At 42.4% G+C, this 21508-nt stretch carries 17 protein-coding genes; all 17 read left to right on the top strand.

What is annotated here, in order from left to right:
- The first annotated feature begins 4 nt into the window (after positions 1-4).
- The 17 genes from DQW11_RS20255 to DQW11_RS20340 all read left to right on the top strand — a co-directional run bounded on the left by DQW11_RS20255 (position 5) and on the right by DQW11_RS20340 (position 21500).
- Positions 5-742, top strand: coding sequence for a glycosyltransferase family 2 protein (locus tag DQW11_RS20255; RefSeq protein WP_113925997.1), 738 nt, complete (start codon positions 5-7; stop codon positions 740-742).
- The gene (locus tag DQW11_RS20260) at positions 735-2987 is read left to right on the top strand and encodes a lipid-A-disaccharide synthase N-terminal domain-containing protein (protein WP_113925938.1); all 2253 of its coding nucleotides are present in this window, start codon (positions 735-737) and stop codon (positions 2985-2987) included. The genes DQW11_RS20255 and DQW11_RS20260 overlap by 8 nt, the downstream gene beginning before the upstream one ends.
- A 77-nt stretch (positions 2988-3064) precedes the next feature.
- Positions 3065-3733 (top strand): response regulator transcription factor, encoded by a 669-nt coding sequence (locus DQW11_RS20265; RefSeq protein WP_113925939.1) that lies wholly within the window; start codon positions 3065-3067, stop codon positions 3731-3733.
- Complete coding sequence (locus DQW11_RS20270) at positions 3730-5109, top strand: sensor histidine kinase (protein WP_113925940.1); 1380 nt, start codon at positions 3730-3732, stop codon at positions 5107-5109. The genes DQW11_RS20265 and DQW11_RS20270 overlap by 4 nt, the downstream gene beginning before the upstream one ends.
- Positions 5110-5427: 318 nt before the next feature.
- Positions 5428-6051 (top strand): hypothetical protein, encoded by a 624-nt coding sequence (locus DQW11_RS20275; RefSeq protein WP_113925941.1) that lies wholly within the window; start codon positions 5428-5430, stop codon positions 6049-6051.
- 10 nt (positions 6052-6061) lie between these two features.
- Positions 6062-6601 carry a YceI family protein gene (locus tag DQW11_RS20280; RefSeq protein ID WP_113925942.1) on the top strand — a complete coding sequence of 180 codons (540 nt, stop codon included), beginning with the start codon at positions 6062-6064 and terminating at the stop codon, positions 6599-6601.
- 32 nt (positions 6602-6633) lie between these two features.
- The gene (locus tag DQW11_RS20285) at positions 6634-9771 is read left to right on the top strand and encodes an efflux RND transporter permease subunit (protein WP_113925943.1); all 3138 of its coding nucleotides are present in this window, start codon (positions 6634-6636) and stop codon (positions 9769-9771) included.
- Positions 9755-10966, top strand: coding sequence for a TolC family protein (locus tag DQW11_RS20290; RefSeq protein ID WP_113925944.1), 1212 nt, complete (start codon positions 9755-9757; stop codon positions 10964-10966). The genes DQW11_RS20285 and DQW11_RS20290 overlap by 17 nt, the downstream gene beginning before the upstream one ends.
- Before the next feature lie 3 nt (positions 10967-10969).
- A complete protein-coding gene (locus DQW11_RS20295; protein ID WP_113925945.1) occupies positions 10970-12106 on the top strand; it encodes an efflux RND transporter periplasmic adaptor subunit in 1137 nt (378 codons plus the stop codon).
- Between the two features lie 201 nt (positions 12107-12307).
- Positions 12308-12769 (top strand): DUF2231 domain-containing protein, encoded by a 462-nt coding sequence (locus DQW11_RS20300; RefSeq protein WP_113925946.1) that lies wholly within the window; start codon positions 12308-12310, stop codon positions 12767-12769.
- 532 nt (positions 12770-13301) lie between these two features.
- Entirely contained in the window at positions 13302-15806 is a 2505-nt protein-coding gene (locus DQW11_RS20310; protein ID WP_113925948.1) for a cation-translocating P-type ATPase, read from the top strand.
- Positions 15807-15963: 157 nt separating this feature from the next.
- A complete protein-coding gene (locus DQW11_RS20315) occupies positions 15964-17142 on the top strand; it encodes an MFS transporter (RefSeq protein ID WP_113925949.1) in 1179 nt (392 codons plus the stop codon).
- Positions 17143-17638: 496 nt separating this feature from the next.
- Positions 17639-18004 carry a hypothetical protein gene (locus tag DQW11_RS20320; RefSeq protein ID WP_113925950.1) on the top strand — a complete coding sequence of 122 codons (366 nt, stop codon included), beginning with the start codon at positions 17639-17641 and terminating at the stop codon, positions 18002-18004.
- A 67-nt stretch (positions 18005-18071) separates the two neighbouring features.
- Positions 18072-18359 carry a hypothetical protein gene (locus DQW11_RS20325; RefSeq protein ID WP_113925951.1) on the top strand — a complete coding sequence of 96 codons (288 nt, stop codon included), beginning with the start codon at positions 18072-18074 and terminating at the stop codon, positions 18357-18359.
- A 377-nt stretch (positions 18360-18736) separates the two neighbouring features.
- Positions 18737-20173 carry an NADP-dependent isocitrate dehydrogenase gene (locus DQW11_RS20330; RefSeq protein ID WP_113925952.1) on the top strand — a complete coding sequence of 479 codons (1437 nt, stop codon included), beginning with the start codon at positions 18737-18739 and terminating at the stop codon, positions 20171-20173.
- A gap of 263 nt (positions 20174-20436) precedes the next feature.
- Positions 20437-21132 carry a DUF1003 domain-containing protein gene (locus DQW11_RS20335; protein WP_113925953.1) on the top strand — a complete coding sequence of 232 codons (696 nt, stop codon included), beginning with the start codon at positions 20437-20439 and terminating at the stop codon, positions 21130-21132.
- 20 nt (positions 21133-21152) lie between these two features.
- Complete coding sequence (locus DQW11_RS20340; protein WP_113925954.1) at positions 21153-21500, top strand: hypothetical protein; 348 nt, start codon at positions 21153-21155, stop codon at positions 21498-21500.
- Positions 21501-21508: the final 8 nt, after the last annotated feature.

The raw sequence follows: 21508 nt of genomic DNA on the forward strand, positions 1-21508 counted from the left end.
AAAGATGGATGGGCTTACATTAATCATACCCGTATTCAATGAAGAAGGAAATATCCATCGGATATGGTCAGAAATAGACCATTACCGGAGAAATTCCCAATTTCCGGTTTTTGCTCTTTTCGTGGATGATGGTTCTGTGGACGATAGCCTTTCGCTGATCAAAGAAATATGTGACCGGGATGAGGGATTTGGTTTTGTTTCTTTTGATAAAAACAAAGGGCTAAGTGCAGCAATCAAAGCAGGATTCGATTATTCCACCACAAAATGGGTCGGTTATCTCGATGGAGACCTTCAAACCACCCCTTTGGATTTTCTCAAATTCGAGCTTTTCCTTGAGAATTATGATTTGATCACAGGAGAGCGTCAGAATAGAAAAGACAGCATGGGCAAAAAGTTGTCCTCTTCATTCGCTAATTGGATTAGGGATGGTTTTTTGAAAGACGGCATGAAGGATACCGGCTGTCCATTGAAAATCTTCAAAAGAGAATTTGTATTGAGTCTTCCTTATTTCAATGGATACCATAGGTTTTTTCCTGCCCTGACGCAGATTTATGGAGGAAGTGTAAAAGTGATTCCAATCCGTCATTTCCCCAGAAAAGAAGGGAAATCCAAGTTCAATGCATTTAATAGGATGATTCAGCCCCTGTTGGACCTGTTTTTGGTTTTTAGGCTCAAGCAAAGAAGGATTACCTACTCCGTCAAAGAATCAAGGACCTTCAAATCAGAAGTGTACCATGAATAATTTTTTGGTGCTTGGTTTGGGTTTGGTTGCCCAAGGCCTCTTCGCCGGAAGATTTGTAGTACAGTTGCTTCAATCCGAAAAGTCCCATAAAGTCGAGTCTCCTGCTTTGTTTTGGCAATTGAGCTTATTGGCCTCCTTCCTTTTGATTCTTTATGGCTTTATCCGCAGCGACATCGTCATCGTGGGTGGTCAATTTGTCGGATATCTGGTCTATATCCGAAATCTTCAAATCAAAGGAGAATGGAAAATTTTGCCTTATTCCATCAGGTTATTGGCCTTTTTGCTACCACCTGTTTTATTACTGTTTCTGATTTTTGGGGTGAATTACAACTGGGAAAAATTTATTGCCAACCCTGAAATTGAAGGATTATTATTGACTTGGGGAACCATCGGCCAGCTGATTTTTACCTCCAGGTTTGTGGTTCAATGGTTGTATTCAGAAAAACTCAAAGAATCTGCTTTCCCGGTTTCTTTTTGGTACATCAGTATTTTAGGTGCCGTGATGGTGGCTGTTTATGCTGTTTTGAGACAGGATGCAGTCTTATTTATAGGTCAGGCTTTTGGTCTACTCGCTTATTCCCGAAATGTTTTCCTTCATTTCAAGCCTTATTTCGACAGAAAGATTTCTTTGGTTTCAAAATTTGAAAAATACCGGTTTCCTGCCCTTATGATTTTTTTGGGAATGGTGCTGTATTTCAACCTTGGCAATTGGGAGGTAACGGAGAGCAGTGAAGCAAGGTATGCGCAAATACCTAAGGAAATGATCGATTCCGGTGATTATATCCATCCTACTTTGATGGGAATCTACCATTACCATAAACCCCCAATGACTTATTGGATCACTGTTGCTGCCTACAAATTATTCGGTGTATCGTCGTGGTCGGCCAGATTTTTTTTACAAATCGCGATTCTGATTCAGGTTTGGTTGGTTTACCAAATTGGAAAGATTTTACTTCCGGACAAGAAATCTGCTTTTTTTGCAAGTCTGCTTTTCGCCTCTTTCCCCATATTGATAATATCAGGCAGGGCTTTGACGACGGATGGGTATTTGGCAGTTTTTGTGTTGGCAGCCATGTATGCTTGGTTATCGTATCTCAAAAACCCCAAAAACAGATACCTCCTGATTTTCTACCTGATGTTGGGTTTGGGGTTTTTGACAAAGGGTCCTGTGGTATTGATTGTTCCGATTTCGGTATTGATATTTCAGAAATTCTACCAGAAAACAGCTTTTGGAAAACCTTGGATCCATTTGTTGGGGATTTCTATTTTCCTTTTTATTGGATTAAGTTGGTTTGTTTTCCTTTACTTGGAGGATCGTCAGTTTCTGGATTATTTTGTATTCAAACATACGCTCCAAAGGTTCTCCACCAATACTTTTAGCCGGAGTCAGCCTTTTTGGTTTTATTTTGTCATTGTGGTGGCGACGGCTTTTCCTTGGGTTTTGGTAATCCTTTCAGGGACCAAAAAAATTATCCAAAAAAGAAATCCCCAAAGCCTCATGCTGTTGGCATGGATATTTATTCCCTTGTTTTTTTTCTCCCTGAGTCAGTCCAAACTTGTCCTCTATATCCTCCCGATATATCCCGCCATAGCTTTGGCCGCTACGTCTGTGTGGATGGGATTGCCTGATCGGAGCCAAATGATTTGGGACAAAATTCAGTTCGTTTTCCAAATTCTGGTCATTTCAGCCTTAGCTGTCAGTCCTCTTTTTGAGCCAAAGATTACCCTGAGTTACAAATTTTTCTTTATCCTAGTTGTCACTGCTTCACTATTGGTTTCCATGCGTCTCATCGCAATCAAGTCCATGGACAGGGCCATATTGACAGCATTTTTGTTTTTCATGGGGATTACCGCTGCGTCCACCTATTTTATGGGGAATAATCCCGGTATGGTCAATGACAGAAAAAACATTGCTGCTTTTATCCAACAGGATTTACCAGATATGGAAAATATCCTGATCTATAACTACAGGTCGCCCTCAATGGCATTTTTGACCGATAAAAATATCATCTCACTGTTTGACGGTGCCGAGGATTTGAACAGGGAAACCCAATTCCAAAAAAACGAAGACTGGAAAGCCAACCTCATCAACCTCCAGGAACAACCGGATTGGCTGGTCAAAAAACTTCCCAAAAATGCTGTTTTGATGGTAAAGAAAAACCACCTTCATCTTGAAATCATCAAAGAGGCAGGAAAGGGATTTGGAAACTCAAAGGAAATGGATGGTTGGGTTTTGTTTTATTGAGCTGATTTCTTCTACTTGTTGTTGGTGGAGAAAAGGGTAGAATTTGTAATTTGTGAAAAAAGAAAACCTGTAGAAAAATGAGGATTTTGGTAATTGAAGATGAGCCCGGCATTTCGGGATTTTTGAAGCAAGGTCTGGAAGAGGAATCCTATGCTGTTGATGTCGCTGAGGAAGGAAAACTTGGTTTGGAATTGGCGTTGACCGGAGATTATGACCTTCTATTGATAGATTGGATGCTGCCCGGACTGAGTGGGATTGAAATTACCCGGACTTTCAGAAAATCCTTTTCGGATACTCCCGTGATATTTCTCACGGCAAAAGACACCGCAGATGAAGCGGTTTTTGCCCTGCAGGCAGGTGCAAATGATTATATCAGAAAACCTTTTCATTTTGAAGAACTACTCGCCAGGATCCGGGTGCAGCTACGGACCAAATCCGGAGAGCAGGTGAATTTTACCCTTGGGCCGATTGTCCTTTATACCGAAAATCACCGGGTGGAGAAAGATGGAAAGGAAATCATTCTTACCCAAAAGGAGTTTGCGCTCCTAGAATACCTCATCAGAAACAAAGGCAAAGTATGCAGAAGAAGCCGAATCATCGAAAGCGTTTGGGATATCCATTTTGAATATGATACCGGAGTGATCGATGTTTTTATAAATTCCATCAGAAAGAAACTCGGACTCACCAAAGAAGACAACTACCTGCAGACCATCAGGGGAGTCGGCTACATTGCTCAGGAAATATGAATTTACCCTACAAAATCCGGCTTTCCATTTATCTCTCCGGCGCATCATCGCTGATCGTGTTGGTTGCTTTTCTATTGATTTTTGGGGTAGCCAAATGGACCCTGCTCAGGACTATTGACAAGGATTTGGCTTTGGAGACAAAAGTTCATCAGGATCAGATCACGATTATCGATGGGAGTATCCGGTTTTCTCACAAAGACGAATGGGAGGAAGAAGAACACAAGGAAATCCAGTTCCATCCCATTTTTATCGAAATTGTAGACAAAGAAGGAAATCAGCTGGACAAATCCCCCAACCTTGGAAACCTGAGGCTTGGTTTCATTAATGGTCATTCTTCCCAGGACAATGGGTATAATCAGTTTATGGGCAATCAGGAATTGCGGCAAATGCAGATTGCGCTCAAGCACGAGGAAAAGATTGAAGGCTACCTTTTGGTCGCTACTTCTTTTGAAGAATCAAGAAACTTGCTCAATAACCTCCGGACAATCCTTTTTGTATTGTATCCGCTTATTTTGTTTTCGCTTTTTTTGACCATGAGGATTTTGGCCGGGAAAAGCATTCAGCCTGTGGATAAGATTACCAAAAGGGCAAAAATGATTTCCCAGAAAAACCTCAATGAGCGGATACAGCTACCTGTCAACAACGATGAAATTAAAGCACTCACTGTCGCGATCAATGATTTGTTGGAAAGGTTGGAAAATGCGATGAAAAGAGAGCAGCAGTTCACCTCAGATGCTTCCCATGAACTCCGGACCCCGCTTTCTGTCCTCAAAGGAAACTTTGAGGTTTTGATCCGAAAACCGCGAAGTGAGGAAGAGTATGTTTCCAAAATCAAAAATGGTCTTGACGAAATCGAAAAATTAGAAAGCATCATTGACCAATTGTTGGCCTTGGCAAGGGTCCAAAAAGATGCCTGGGATATCCATGAAATCGACCTGGAAAGTATCACCCTCGAAGTCACTGAATCCATCCGGAAAAGTGAGGGTAGGAAAATCCGGTTTACAAATCAATCCAAGGAACCACTATATGTTTTTTCCAATGAAAAATCACTTTTTATCATATTGACAAATCTCATCCAGAATGCCCTGAAATATTCTGAAAACCATACGGAGATTTCGGTTACCATTTGGATTGAAAATTCTACAGGAATCCTGGAAGTAAAGGACCATGGAATCGGAATTGAAAAAGAGGCGCAATCCAAAATATTCAATCCGTTTTTTCGTGAAAATTCCCAAGAGCTTGGCAAAATACAAGGCTCAGGATTGGGACTTTCTATTGTTAAAAAATTGTGTGACCACCTTGGGATATACATTTCATTGGAAAGTGAAAAAGGTCAGGGAACCGCGATACGACTTATTTTTCCTGATAAGGTTTGATTTAGTAGACCATAGATTGTGGTCGATAGTCCATAGCCTACAACAATTTTCCTTCATCTCACTTTTATCTATTTTGTGGCAGGATAGCGCATACTCATATCAAAATATTTACAATACCCCTCAATTAATCAGAAGCAAAAATTGAATGGATATGTAAGACACTTCGGTCTTCAGTTCTGTTTGTGGTAGAATTTTTGGCACTTGGCAAATAATAGGATAACCATTCAACTTTTTAAGCAAACCTTAAGAAATCCCTAAGAAAGGCCAAAGGTTGTCGGAGATACATTTGAGTCATCAAAGGTTTTTACTCTGTACACCATGAAAAAAATAATTTCGATCATCACCCTTTTCTTAGCCATTTTTTCTTCCGGGTTTGCCCAGGATGTGGACAGTCTTCTCCTGACTTTGGATGCAGAGGTGGAAGAACCGGTTCAATTGCTTCCTGACAAAATCATGTTTACACAAAGGATATTTTGGGGCGAAAGAGGACTCATGAGAAGAACCGGCATCATGCCGCTCAATGAGGAAAACAGAATGAAGGAACTTAAAATCCGGAGAACAATGCTGGTAACTCATCAGATTCTAGGCTATGCGACCCTGGCAGGAATGATCGCCCAAGGCATTGTCGGAGGGAAGCTGTACAATGGGGAAACCCAACTCAAGGATGCCCACGAAAGCCTCGCTGCCGCGGTCAACATCGGATACTTTACGGGTGCTGCCTTGTCTCTCTTTTCACCACCACCATTGATTTCCAAGCAAGTCAAGGGCCTCAATTCCATCAAAGCACACAAAATCCTGGCATCAATCCACTTTACCGCCATGGTTGCGACCAATATGTTGGCCGAAAAAGCTGAAGATCCCAAATATGCCAAAATCCACAAAGCAGCAGCATTTACGGCTTTTGGAGCATTTGCAGGAGCCACCATCGTCATGAAATTTTAAAAATATACCTATGAAAATCTCCCTAATGATAGTTGGTCTTGCCTTGGGTATCGCCGCGGTCATGCCCTCTGTCAGCATGAAATCCAAAAAAGAAGCATCGTCGATTTCCTACAGCGCCCACCATTCCCTCCATGATTGGACCGGCGTCAACAAGGACGTCAATGCGGTGGTTGTCTTGGATGATTTGGCGCAAAAAGTAGAAAAAGTTGCCGTGAGTGCATTGGTTGCAGGTTTTGACAGTGAAAATTCGAGCCGAGACTCCCACGCTTTGGAAGTATTGGAATCCTTGAAATATCCCAAAGTCCAGTTTGTGAGTACTTCGATCACTCAAAACAAGGAGGATTTGGATGTAAAAGGGAACCTCACTTTTCATGGTATCACCAAGCCGATTCAGTTTAAGGGGAAATTCAATAAGCAGCAAAACGGGATCGTCGTAGAAGGTGAATTTCCTGTTTCCCTGGAAGAATACAAAGTGGAGCGACCAAGCTTTATGTTGGTGAAAACCGATGACCTGATCACCATCTCTTTTCATGTGGAATTTTATCCTTAATCCATCGCCATTTTAATTAAAATTTTGAAACCATGCTAGATAAAATCATCCGTTGGAGTGTAGGAAACAAGATCATTGTTTTTCTATTCATCTTGGGTCTTATAGGCTTTGGCTTCTATTCTTTGTCACAGATTCCTATAGGTGCGGTTCCTGATGTGACCAATAACCAGGTTCAGGTTATCACCACCTCCAGAAACCTTTCTACCGAAGACGTGGAAAAATACCTGACCTATCCTATTGAATTGGAAATGGTCAACCTGCCGGGAGTCAAAGAAATCCGGTCGGTTTCCAAATTCGGGCTTTCGGTGGTGACCATTGTTTTTGAAGACAAAATAGGCACCTACCTGCCCCGTCAGCTGATTGCCGAAAAAATCAAAACAGCCGAGCAAAACATTCCCGCAGGATTTGGTCAGCCATTTATGGGTCCAATTTCCACTGGTCTGGGAGAGATATTCCAATACATCATCGATGTCAAGCCTGGGTATGAGGACAGGTACAGCCTGACTGACTTGAGGACGATTCAGGATTGGGTAGTCAAGAGACAGCTTTCCGGTATCTCAGGTGTGGTGGAAGTCAATACTTGGGGAGGATTCTTGAAGCAATATGAAGTGGCTGTCAGTCCCGAGCGGCTCAAAGCCATGAACATCGACCTTCTCCAGGTTTTCAAAGCATTGGAAGAAAACAATGCCATCGCAGGGGGTGGCTATATTGAAAAAACAAATGAATCCTTTTTTATCCGGGCAGAAGGTCAGGTAAAGACTCTGGAAGAAATCGGAATGATTGTAGTGGACAGCCGAAACGGTACTCCCATCTACGTCCGGGACCTTGCAAAAGTCGGCTTTGGCCATGCCAATAGGTTTGGCGCCATCACTGCTAACGGTCAGGGAGAAAAAGTCCTTGGTCAGGTAATGATGCTCAAAGGGGCTGATTCCAAAGCGACCATTGAGCGCGTCAAAGCAAAATTGGAACAGATAAGTCCCACGCTTCCGGAAGGAATTGTGGTCAATGGCTTTCTGGACCGCAGTGATTTGATCGGCAAGACGACGTTCACCATTGCTGAAAACCTGATTTTGGGCTGTTTGATTGTGGTATTTGTTGTGGTGCTGTTGCTTGGAAATTTACGTTCCGGCTTGGTGGTATCTTCGGTCATTCCTTTGAGTCTGCTTTTTGCACTGTCACTCATGTACCTATTTGGGGTTGATGCCAATCTGATGAGCCTTGGTGCGATCGACTTTGGTATCATCATCGACGGTGCGGTGATTATCGTGGAGTTTATAGCCTTTCAGCTTACTGCCAAGTATGGAATATTATTGGGACTTTCCAAGGAAGAAACCAGAATCCAAAAAGACAAGATTGCTATAGAAAGTGCTTCCAAAATGATGCATTCGGCTGTTTTTGGTCAGATCATCATCATCATTGTTTTTATCCCCATTCTGTCTCTTTCCGGAGTGGAGGGAAAAATGTTTGGCCCGATGGCGCAGGTTTTCAGCTTCGCCTTGTTGGGAACCATGATTTTGGGATTGACCTATGTTCCCGTGGTCTCCTCTCTTTTTCTCAAAGCCACTGACCCAAATAAAAGGAATATCACCAGCAGGCTGATAGATTGGATTAATAGCCTTTATCAACCCTCCATCGAGTGGGCGCTAGACAGAAAAAAGACAGTTTTGGCTTTGGCAGCCGCATTGTTGGTTGTCTCATTTGGGATTTTCTCCCGCATGGGTGCGGAGTTTATCCCCACTTTGGATGAAGGGGATTTTGTTATCCAACCTGTTCTCAAGACAGGAACTACCTTGAGCAATACCATTGCTACTACCACCGAGATTGAAAAAATACTTCTCGGATTTCCTGAAGTGGACCAGGTCGTCAGCCGTATTGGCGCTGCCGAAATCCCCACAGATCCAATGTCCATGGAGGAAAGTGACATTATCGTGACATTAAAGCCACCAAAAGAGTGGACCACAGTCTCTACCAAAGATGGTTTGGCGGATGCTTTTAAGGATTCGCTTTCGGTCATTGCAGGCTTGGAGTTTGAGTTTACCCAACCCATAGAAATGCGGTTCAACGAACTGATTACCGGAGTAAGGGCTGATTTGGCGATCAAAGTTTTTGGCGAAGACCTGAATATCCTCAACCAAAAAGCCAAAGAAATAGAAGCCGCCATCCACGATGTCGAAGGCGCGGCAGACATTATTGTGGAAAAGACAGCAGGCCTTCCTCAGATGAAGATCAGGTATGACCGGGAGAAAATTGCCAAATATGGCATCAACATCAGCACCTTGAATGACATCGTTACGATGGGATTTGCAGGAAAGGCCGCAGGGACTGTATTTGAAGGGGAAAAGCAATTTGACCTGGTGATCAGGTTTGCAGGTGAATTCCGAAAGGACCTGGACAATATCCGTCAGGCTTCCGTGAACCTTCCGGATGGCAGTTCTTTGCCACTCAGTGAGTTCGCGGAAATTTACCTGGACAAAGGTCCTGCAAAGATTTCCAGGGACGGATCAAGAAGAAGGGTCGTCATCGGGGTCAATGTCCGAAACAGGGATTTGCAGTCTGTGGTGACAGATATCCAGGCCATCATCCAATCCAAGGTCGAGCTTCCGGATGGCTATTACATTGATTATGGAGGACAATTTGAAAACCTCAACATGGCAAAAGCCAGGCTGATTATTGCCGTTCCCATTGCCTTGGCGTTGATATTCCTGCTTTTGTTTTTTGCTCTTTCTTCGATCAAGGAAGCCTTAATGATCTACACTGCCATTCCTTTTTCTGCAGTGGGAGGGATTCTGCTGCTCTATTTTAGAGGCATGCCCTTCAGTATATCGGCGGGAGTAGGATTCATCGCACTCTTTGGAATTGCGGTACTCAATGGCATCGTCCTGATCGAGCATTTCAAAGAACTCCAAAATGAACACGATGGGGACCTGAAATCCCTGATTTTGAGAGGGACCAAAGAGAGGCTGCGGCCTGTCTTATTGACTGCCGCGGCGGCTGCAATGGGATTTTTGCCAATGGCAATTTCCACTTCAGCAGGTGCGGAAGTGCAGCGGCCTTTGGCTACGGTCGTAGTAGGCGGATTGATTTCAGCGACATTATTGACCATGATTGTCCTCCCTGTATTGTACACCATGTTTCATTCAAACAAAAAAAACCATGAACTCCTACCATAAATTTATTCTCCTTTTGGTTGGCCTCATGTGGGTATTTCCATTTAGCGCTTTTGCTCAAAAAGAGTCGATCAATATTACTTCTGCCATAGATTCGGCTTTGCAAAATAACCTTGGATTAAAATCCGCCCAGCAGAAAGTAGAAGCCACCAAGGCCATGATTCCTATGGGTTTCAACCTTGACAAAACACAAGTCTTTTACCGTCATGACCAAAATGACATTGCCGAAAACGGGTATTCCAACACAGTATTCGGAATCAGCCAAAGCATGCTGTTTCCTACTGTCTACGGAAGTCAGAGAAAGGTATTTGAAAACATGGGGATGGTAGAGCAACAGCAATACCTGCTGACGCAAAACCAGATCATCAAGGAGGTTTCACAGACTTATTATACCATTGTTTACCTCCAAAAATTGGAGGACAATTACCGCTTCCTCGATAGCCTTTACCAGCAGTTTTCTATTGCTGCCAACAGGCGGTATGAACTTGGAGAAACCAATTACCTGGAGAAATTAACGGCAAGGAGCAAAATGAGAGAGCTTGCAGTAAGATTGGCACAAACGGCAGAAAGCAAAAACCAAGCTTATGTGATGCTCGATCAATTGATCCAATTGGAACGGGAATATGAAATCCCCGATCAGGATTTATTGCCTTTGCCGGTCCAAAATTGGGATTTGGAAACTCACCCCGGGATCCAATTCTATCAGCAGTCCATCGCCCTCAGGCAAGAAAATGTCACCTTGGAAAGACAACGACTTTGGCCGGATCTCTACGGCGAGGTTTTTCGTGGGACCAATACCGGACCCAATGCGAGGATTTATCCCGGAGTACAGGTGGGAGTTTCCATTCCGCTATGGTTTGGTGCCCAAAAGGCAAAAATCAATTCAACCAAGTATGAATTGGCGCAAACCAACTATGCTTCCGAAAACTACACCTTTCAACTCGTCAACAAGAGAAAGCAGCTGGAAATAGAACTGCAGAAATTCCAGGAAGCAATTTCCTTTTACACAGAAGAAGGACAGCAGCTCAGCAAACAGCTCATTGCTCAAGGAAATCAGGCTTACAAAGGCGGAGAAATCGACTTCTTCCAATATGTGTTGCTGATCGAAAACTCCCGGAACATAGAGGTCGATTACCTGCTCAATCTCCAAGGTTACAACATGACTGTTTTGGAAATCAATTACCTTATCAATCCCTGAATCATGAAAAATCTTCCCTACATATTCCTTCTTTTTGCCTTGACTGCGGTAGTTTTTGCCTGTGGTCCGGACAAAGAACAATCCATTGTGATCCCCGAGGAAATGGATGCCAACGAAATCATCATCACGCAGTCTCAGTTTGACAAAGCCGAAATGGAATGGGACTCACTTTCCGACCATTCCTTTTCTGATTTTATCCTGACCAATGGCAAGGTCAATATCCCTGCCGAAGGCCGCTTTGATGTCAGTTCTTATTTTGGAGGAAATATCGTTCAGTTTGATTTGCTGGTAGGTCAAAAAATCCAAAAGGGACAAGTGCTCTTTGTCATCGAAAATCCTGAATTTGTGCAGATGCAGCAGGATTACCTCGATGCAGTCAGCCAGCTTTCTTACCTCAAGTCGGACTATGAGCGCCAAAAAACCCTAAATGCCGAAAACATTTCCTCTCAAAAGAATTTTGCGAAAGCAGAGTCCGATTACAAAAGTACTTTGGCCAAAACTGAAAGCCTCAGGAAGAAACTCCAATTGGTCAATATCTCCACGACCCAATTGGACGCTTCCAAAATCACGTCAAGAGCCGCTATCTATGCACCCATATCGGGTTATATAGAATCTATCAAAGTCAATCAGGGCACTTACCTGAATCCTTCTGATATCGCCCTGACCATCATCAACAAAGACCATCTTCACATCGAGCTCAATGTTTTTGAGCAGGATGCCATCGCTTTGGAGATGGGACAGCCGGTCACTTTCTACTTACCTGATAACAAAAGCAGGGAGTTTGAAGGGAAAATTTTCCTCATAGGCCAATCCATCAATGAGAAGAGGATGCTCAATATCCATGTCCATTTGGACAATGAAAAAGAAGGAAATCTTCTCGTACCGGGGATGTTTATCGAAGCCAAAATCGGAGTCAAAAGTGCAGGAAAAGCAGCATTGCCCATCTCCGCTGTGATCAATTCGGATGAGGTAAATTATGTCCTGGAGCTGAGCCACCAAGAAAATGACCTCTTTTATCTCAAAAAAACCAAAATCGAGGTAGGCTTGCAAGATGGTCAGATGATCGAAATTTTGTCTGAAAATGCATTCAAACCAGGTACATTATTCCTCTCCAAAGGAGGTTTTCAATTGATAAAATAAAACTATATGGTTACACTCTTTCTTGAAAGTAGACAAAATTCACTGCAAACAGGACGCCTGCCTGACCGGTAGGCAGGGAAGACCGATGACGGAAGACAGATGCCACGGCCATTTTAGCATCCTTCCTAGAGTTATTTTGTGGTCCAGTTTAAAGTACAATTGTCTAAATCTATTTAATAAAAATTCTAAATCCACACCATCATGAATAATGCACATCTTCATCTTATTTTGAACCATTTTCCGATCATTGTTCCCATCATCGGGTTTTTGGTCATGATTGCAGCCTTTGTTTTCCGGTCAGAAATCCTCAAGAGAACCGCTTTGGCCATATTTGTTTTTGGGGCATTGTTTACCTTTCCTGCTTTCGGAACAGGAGAGGATGCGGAAGAAGTGATCGAAAACCTTCCGGGCATCGAAGAAAGCGTGATCGAAAACCATGAAGAGACTGCTGAGACTTTTGCATACTTTTCTTATGGCCTAGGCATTTTGTCATTGATCGGTTTCTGGGCTAATTGGAGGAAGAAAAAGTTCTCTAATTTATTGGCGACAGTGGTTTTGGTATTTACCGTAGTGGTTTTGTTTTTTGCTTTTCAGACAGGGTCAACAGGAGGGGAAATCAGGCATCCTGAAATCCGGGAGGGTTTTACTGCTCCAACGGAATAAAGGATGAAGTAAAATGGATGAGGGATGAAGTAAAATGTTAGGAGACACAAACTTTGGAGGAGGAAAGATCCCAAAGGGATCAAAATATTTTATTTACACTGGGTAAGGAACGCAACCCGGGGATAAGGAAAGAGACCAGCGAGTCCGGATTTTGGCAGAGGAAAATATGAAGAGAGAATCAAGCCTTTCGCCAAAAACATGGAAGGTCAAATCAGGAAATTCAATTCGTCGGGCATTTTGATACAATATTCAACTCCTTCAGAGTTGGCCTGACCTTGATCGCACTCGATCCCCGGTCCACTATAGCGATCGGGAGCAACCCGGGGTAAGTAAAAATTTGACCCCATTCGGGGTCAAAAATTATTCCTCGTTTCTGATATTTTTCTCTGTGCCCTCTGTGTGCTCTGAGGTAAATCTCTTTCTTTTGCTCCCCTTTCCAAAACCTTCTTTTCCTTTTCAGTAAAAGAAAAATTACCCTGCGGTAATAGGCCATTAATGTTTAAATTAGAATTCTCATACATTTTTAGATCTTATGGAATACAAAGGACTCAGTGATCATGAAGTGATTGCAAACCGAAAAGCTTATGGAAGTAATGTTTTGGTAGAAGAAACCAAAAATCCCATTTGGGGAATTTTGCTGGAAATCATCAAAGAGCCTTTGTTCGTTATTTTACTCGTTGCGGCTTCCGTTTACTTCATTCTGGGAGAAACCACGGAAGGGTTCATCATGTTGGTGGCCATCGGATTGGTTTCAGGCATTTCCATTTTTCAGGAAAACAAAAGCCGCAATGCAGTCAATGCCCTCAAGAAACTTTCAAGCCCCCAAGCCAAAGTTTACCGCAACGGGAAAGTCATCAGCATTCCCACCGAGGAAATCGTTGTCAAAGACCTGATCCTGGTCGAGGACGGCAACTTGGTTCCTGCTGACGCCAAGATCATCGAAGCGCATGATTTTTCGGTCAATGAAAGTATCCTGACAGGTGAGTCTCTTTCACTGTCCAAAGACCACCTTTCGGAATCCCCCATAATTTTTCAGGGAACAATGGTGGACACCGGCAACTGTGTCGCCGAGGTGCGGGCAATCGGGAGAAAAACAGAACTGGGAAAAATCGGCACCAGTCTTGGGGAAATCGAGCAGACCAAAACCCCTCTACAGACTCAAATCAAGAGCTTTGTGAAATCAATGGTCACATTTGGTGCCATTGCTTTTCTGTTGGTTTGGGGCATCAATTATTACATTTCAAGAGATATTTTGAATGCCTTACTTCAGGGGCTGACTTTGGCGATGTCGATTTTGCCTGAAGAAATCCCCGTCGCCTTCAGCACTTTTATGGCATTGGGTGCTTATCGGCTTTACAAAAGCAAGGTGATTACCCGCAGCCCGTATACAGTCGAAACCCTCGGTGCCGCTACCGTCATTTGTACCGACAAGACCGGAACGCTGACTGAAAACAGGATGGAACTCAAAGCAGTCTTTGATATAAAATCGGGCGCGCTGCAGGATTTTGCAAAAGACAGTCCGGTATTCAACGAGACATTGGAATATGCACTTTGGGCATCAGAGATTCTTCCTTTTGATCCAATGGAAAAATCCATCCATGCTTTTTATGAAAAGATGGCGCCAAGGGATGAAAGGAAAGCGGCAAAAATGCTTCATGAATACCCACTTGGAGGAAAGCCACCGATCATGACGCATATTTTTCAGAAGGGAAATGGTGAAAAGATAATCGCCGTCAAAGGAAGTGTAGAGGGAGTCCTTGGGCAAAGCCATTTGTCGGAGGCTGATTCTAAGGTGGTGGCTGCACGATTAGAGGAGTTTACCCAAAAAGGTTTTCGGGTCTTGGCTATAGGCAAAGCAGACCCTTCAATTCAGGCATATCCCAAAACCCAACAGGAATTCGACTTTGAGTTTTTGGGTTTGGTGGCATTTTATGATCCGCCAAAGAAAAATATTCAGAAAGTCCTAAATTCATTTTATAAGGCAGGAATCGAAGTAAAAATGATTACTGGAGATTATCCCCAAACCTCAGCGGCGATAGCTGTTCAGGTGGGTTTGAAATCAGATGGGTCCATCATGACCGGAGATGAAGTGATGGCGATGGAGGAATCTGTTCTTAAGCAAAAGTCCAAAGAGGTCCACGTCTTTGCAAGGATGTTTCCTGAAGCCAAACTCAAAGTAGTCGAAGCCCTCAAACAAAACGGGGAGATCGTCGCCATGACCGGGGATGGTGTCAATGATGGCCCTGCACTCAAAGCAGCCCATATTGGCATTGCGATGGGCAAGCGGGGCAGTGAAGTGGCCAAGTCAGCCGCGGCACTTGTGCTGATGGATGATGACCTTGGACACATGACCGAGGCGGTTGCTTTGGGAAGGAGGATCTATGAAAACCTCAAAAAAGCCATTCAATACATCATTTCTATCCATATACCCATCATACTGATTGTCCTGCTGCCTTTGGTTTTGGGTTGGGAATTTACTTTGATCTTTACACCTATCCATGTCATTTTTCTCGAATTGATTATGGGACCGACCTGTTCAATTGTCTTTGAGAATGAACCCATCGAACCTGATTCCATGACCAAATCTCCGCGCAAGATGTCCCAAACTTTCTTTTCCTGGGCAGAACTTTCTTTGAGTGTGGTTCAGGGATTGGCTATCACAGGGGCATGCTTGGGTTTTGGGTTTTACCTGATGGATTCCGGTCAGCCTGAAACTACAGTCCGGACCTTGATTTTCACCACTTTGGTATTCAGCAATATCTTCCTGACTTTGGTCAATAGATCTTTCTATTTTTCGGTATTCAAGACGCTGACTTATCCCAACAAACTTATCCCCATCGTATTGGGAATTTCATTTGGATTGTTGGTTATGATTTTGACTGTTCCGGCCTTTATGAAGGTTTTTGATTTTGAGCCTGTAAATTTCAATTTGTTGCTCTTTTCATTGCTGATTTCTTCTGTCGGGGTATTTTGGATAGAAGTGTGGAAGTTTTTTAAAAGGAAAAAGGAAGTCGGAAATTCAGAGTTAAGAATTTAAAATGAATAATGACACAAACTCCCCTGCGCGTCCTTTTTTTTAATTTCCACCTGCTTTAGCTGGTGAAAAGATTGAAAGCAAAACGAAACAGTATCACTGTCAAGAAACAGGGTAAAAAAATAATTTTGAAAAGAGAGAAATTGGTCATGATTAAGACATGAAAAAAGAAATACTTTCCCGCAATGTGATCGTTCTTTCATTAGTCAGTCTATTTACAGATGTGGCTAGTGAAATGCTCTATCCGGTAATGCCAATTTACCTCAAAACCATAGGTTTTTCTATCATATTGATTGGGGTTTTGGAGGGTTTTGCAGAGGGGCTTGCAGGACTTAGCAAGGGGTATTTTGGGAAAATGAGTGACAATACCGGAAAGCGCTTGCCATTTGTCCGTTTTGGCTATGCCCTGAGTGCCTTATCCAAACCACTTCTCGTTCTTTTTGCTTTTCCCGTATGGGTTTTCTTTGCCAGGACTTTGGACCGTTTAGGCAAAGGAGTCCGTACAGGTGCAAGGGATGCTTTACTCTCGGATGAAGCTACTCCCGAAACCAAAGGACGTGTTTTTGGTTTTCATAGGGCTATGGACACTACGGGAGCTGTGGCTGGTCCCTTGCTTGCATTGATTTATCTCTCCATTTGGCCTGAGGATTACAAGATGCTGTTTATTCTCGCATTTTTTCCGGGGATTTTGGCTATTGGGTTGACCTTTCTGATCAAAGAAAAGAAGGTCATAGAAGCCAAACCAGTCAAAAAAATCCGGATTTTAGAATTTGTCAAATATTGGAAAGAAAGCCCTGCTGCTTACAAAAAATTGGTTGCAGGGTTGTTGTTTTTTACTTTGTTCAACAGCTCTGATGTGTTTTTACTACTCAAAGTCAAAGAGGCAGGATATGGGGATACTTTTGTGATTGGAATTTATGTGTTTTACAATTTAGTCTATGCCGTATTTTCATACCCTTTGGGAAGTCTTGCAGATAAATGGGGGATGAAAAAAGTGTTCACTTCAGGTCTTCTTGTTTTTGCTTTTGTTTACATTGGCTTTGCATTTTTTGAACATCAATGGATGTTTGTTTTTCTTTTCTTTTTTTATGGCATCTTTGCAGCAAGTACTGAAGGAATCGCAAAAGCATGGATCAGCAACATCAGCGATCCTTCCCAAACGGCCACTGCGATTGGTACTTTCACTGCATTTCAAAGTGTCGGAATCCTGTTTGCCAGTTCATTTGCAGGTCTGATTTGGTATTCTTTTGGTGCGGAATATGTTTTTTTGTTTGGTGGAATAGCGGCTTTTGTGGTAGTGGTATACCTTCAGCTAGTTAAAGAAAAGAGAAGTTTTTAAAATAGTTTTTGGCGAAACCATTTTTCCCTTGATTTTAATTTCCTCCTGCTTAAGCTGGTGGGTTGATGGGTAGCAATTGTTTTTGGGCTTTAGCCAAAAAGGAAGGAATATTTTATAACGAATAATGTTTGTTAAAGCACAACCATTTGCGGCAAAAGCGAAAAGCAATCAAAAATTCAGAAGCACATTTCCTTAGTTAATTGACACTTTTCGACGAATGATCATGAAGGGATCAAATAATAATAACCCCGAGGAAGGAACGCCACTCGGGGATAAAGGCAAACTAGACGGTTCTGGTTTTTAGCCGAGGAAATTTCAATCGGGAATTAGGCATTCCGCCAAAAACAAGCAGGTTCAAAATTCTGTGCGCCCCTGTGCGGAACCTTTTATTCATTTGTGGATCGATCTCCTGTAATATATCTTCCTTCTATAATTAAATTCATTCCAACCGCAAAAGAGACAATTAAAATTATTAACTTTTAACCTTATCTGGGTAATGAAAAAAACATTCCAAGGATTGGGAATACTGTCTCTTCTTTGTTCCTTCATCTTTCTTACGTCAAGTCATAATGGGTCAGAAATCACCCATGGGGATAACTTTGATTTTTTAGAGAAAGAAAGTGATAACTCTTCCACAGTTTCAGATTGGCAGGGATATCTTTCTCAAGAGGGACTGATTGAAAGAGGGCATGGGTACGGCGAGATTATCGACGAGGAAAAGATACCCACAGATAATTCCAATTACTTTTTGATTGTTTCCTATAAAAATTTAAGGAAGTTCACATTTCTCAAAACATCTCTGGTTTGCAATTTTTTCCTTGAGAAAGACCTGCCCGTTTTTTACCGCAATCTGAGGATATAGGATTTACTTTTTTGTACCTGCCTGATGGCACAGTAAAAAGTAAATTCACACATCAATCCTTCCAAGTATGAAATCTATATCCCATATTGATATGGCTGAATTTGGCGTATCCAAATTTGCCAAAACAGAAGTACTTCCTGATACTGCACAAAAAGATGAAAGAAAGTTTCAGCTTTTGAGAGCTATGCTTCTCCATTTCATCGAACACCAGACAGTCAAAGTATGTATCAAAAATGAAAAGGACGAGATCTTTTCTATTGAATGTTCTGTCATCGCCGTTACCGATGAGCATTTGATGCTCAAATCCGGTCTCGTGATCCCAATAAAAGCCATATGTTCGATTGAATTGGTTTAAATCAGAATCACAGCCGTTCCGGAAGCATTATTTCGGAACGGCTTTTTTTATTGGTAATCAAAAGCTGCAGATGATTTTCTTGCCAAGACCCTGAATACTTTTTCTGGAGTATAATATTGTGCCCAATTCATCCTGTTTTTTTTTATAAATATGCTGCCCCTCAGGATTGCTTAAGTAATAAATCCTTTTCTATCACCCTTTTCGAAACCTACTTTTTTAGCGTCAAAAATTGATTTCCCTAATTGGAATATTAACCCGAAAATAAAGTGTAAAGGTTATTTTTATATAAAAAATATTAATAATAAATATTAAAAACATAAACTTTTATTTATGTATTTATTGCTCCAATTTTGGATTGTAAAAAACATATCCTCATCATGAAAAAAATCACAATTGCAAAAGGCGATGGTATAGGTCCCGAAATAATGGACGCTACCCTTGAAATTATCCTTTCGGCGGGTGCCAAAATCGAAATTGAAGAAATTGAGGTGGGTGAAAAGGTTTACCTTTCCGGCAATACCTCAGGGATAGCAAATTCCTCTTGGGATATCATCAGGAGAAATAAGGTTTTTTTGAAGGCTCCGATTACAACCCCACAGGGAGGAGGCTACAAAAGTCTTAATGTGACTACAAGGAAATTTTTAGGATTGTACTCTAACGTGAGGCCTTGCAGGAGTCTACATCCCTTTGTGGCGACCAAGCACCCTGTCATGGATGTGGTGATCGTGCGCGAAAATGAGGAAGATCTGTATGCAGGTATAGAGCATCAGCAGACAGATGAGGTCATCCAATGCCTCAAACTTATCAGCAGGCCCGGTTGTGAAAAAATTGTCAGGTACGCTTTTGAATATGCCAGGCAGCAGAACAGGAAGAAAGTGACCTGCTTCACCAAAGACAATATCATGAAGCAGACGGATGGGCTTTTTCACAAAGTTTTTGATGAAATCGCAAAAGAGTATCCTGAAATTGAAAACGAACATTGGATCATCGATATCGGTGCGGCCAAGTTAGCCGATAGCCCGGAAGCATTTGACGTGTTGGTCATGCCAAACCTTTATGGAGATGTATTGTCTGATGTTGCAGCTCAGATCGCCGGATCTGTAGGACTTGCCGGATCGGCAAACATCGGAGAGGAATGTGCGATGTTTGAGGCGATTCACGGATCGGCTCCCCGCAGGGCAGGGCAAAATGTGGCCAATCCTTCCGGTCTGCTTCAGGGTGCAATCATGATGCTCAATCATATAGGACAGTCGGATGTGGCAGAGAAAGTTCAGAATGCATGGCTCAAAACCATAGAAGACGGCATCCACACCTACGATATCTACAAAGAAGGGGTAAGTAAATTAAAAGTGGGAACGAAGGAATTTGCCCAGGCGGTAGTGGCCAGATTGGGTCAAAAACCACAGGTATTCCCGGCGGTCCATTATGACAAAAACATCCCGATGGTCTTGCCAAAATATAAGAAAAGACAGCCTGCCAAAAAGGAATTGGTGGGAGTAGATATTTTTGTGCATTGGAACGGCACGGATGCAGATGAGTTGGCAGGTATGGTTCAGAAAATGAATTTTGCAGATATCAAACTTTCCATGATCACCAACAGGGGAATTAAGGTTTGGCCGGAGGGATTTGAGGAGACCTTCTGCACAGACCATTGGAGATGTAGATTCAAACCAAAAGACGGTGGGTCCATGGCTAAGGCGGCTATCATAGAGCTATTGAATAGTGCTTCACTGTTAGATATAGATGTGATCAAAACCGAGAACCTCTATTACTTTGACGGAGTCCAAGGATTCTCTTTGGGGCAAGGCCAATAAAAAAATAGCATTTCAGATTATCATAAAGGAAAAGGGTGCGGATCAAGATCTGCCCCCTTTTTTATTTAAAAAGGAAATTACCCCATATCATACCCTCTGCTACATTTGGTAAATTCGGAGGATGGAATACCTAAGGCAAGTTCCTTACGGCCTGTTTGCTTTTCATTTGCAATTCTTTTTCTGATTTTTGAAATAATGGGCAGGAATCAGGCAAATTCAACCCCCTAATGTCTAAATTCAATAAAAAAATCTGACTGTTTACTATGGAAGTAACGAGTTATATCAGCAACCAAAAAATTAAAGGAGCCGAATCCGTCCGAGGGCATGACCTGAGGGAGGGGCTTTTCAATCTGATCCAAGCCGAACATCCCGGTTTTGGGATGGACAGCTACCTTTCACTGGAAGAGTTGAACAAATACCGGCGCCATTTTATGACATCCTTGATTTCCGAGGAAAAAGGGGAAATGGTCATGTTGGACCGGTCTGTGATGGATGCAATCAAGAACAATTCCATCCTCTCAGAAAATATCCATGATGAAACCGATCCTCCTCTTACCCTTGGACAAAGATTGGCAGATAAGATTGCGACATTTGGAGGAAGCTGGACATTTATAATCGTTTTCTTTTCCTTTATCATGATTTGGATGATGGTCAATATCTGGGTTTTGGCCACAAGGCCTTTTGATCCATTTCCTTTTATCCTTCTCAATCTGATCCTGTCCTGCCTTGCTGCCATCCAGGCGCCAATCATCATGATGAGCCAAAACAGGCAAGAGCAAAAAGACCGGCAAAGAAGCGAACACGACTACAAAATCAACCTGAAAGCTGAGCTCGAGATCAAATTGCTAAGTGAAAAAATTGACCATTTACTCGTCCATCAAAGCAGAAAACTATTGGAAATACAAGAACTCCAAACCGACTATCTGGAGGACCTGATGAAGAAAATCAATAATAAATAACCTTTACCCGCAATTTAAGAATGAGACTTGAACACAAAAGCGAAAAAGTCATTTCCAATTTGGCCTTTTTGAAAAGACAGGTAAAATATTTTGTTTTTGTCATTGGCTTAGTCCTGTTTTCTCTTGGGATTGGAATTATGGGTTATAGGTTTTTTGGAGGGTTGGATTGGCTTGATAGTTTTTATATGTCTTCTATGATTCTCACAGGAATGGGACCGGTGGCAGAAATGACCACTGATGAAGCCAAATGGTTTTCTTCTTTCTATGCCCTTTACAGCGGGATTGCGTTTTTGAGCATCACTGCTGTTTTCTTGGCACCTGTTATCCACCGGATTTTTCATGTCCTCCATGTTGAAAATTCTGAATAACAATTTTC

Source organism: Cognataquiflexum aquatile (assembly GCF_003316845.1).
In the GTDB taxonomy this organism is placed as follows: Bacteria; Bacteroidota; Bacteroidia; order Cytophagales; family Cyclobacteriaceae; genus Cognataquiflexum; species Cognataquiflexum aquatile.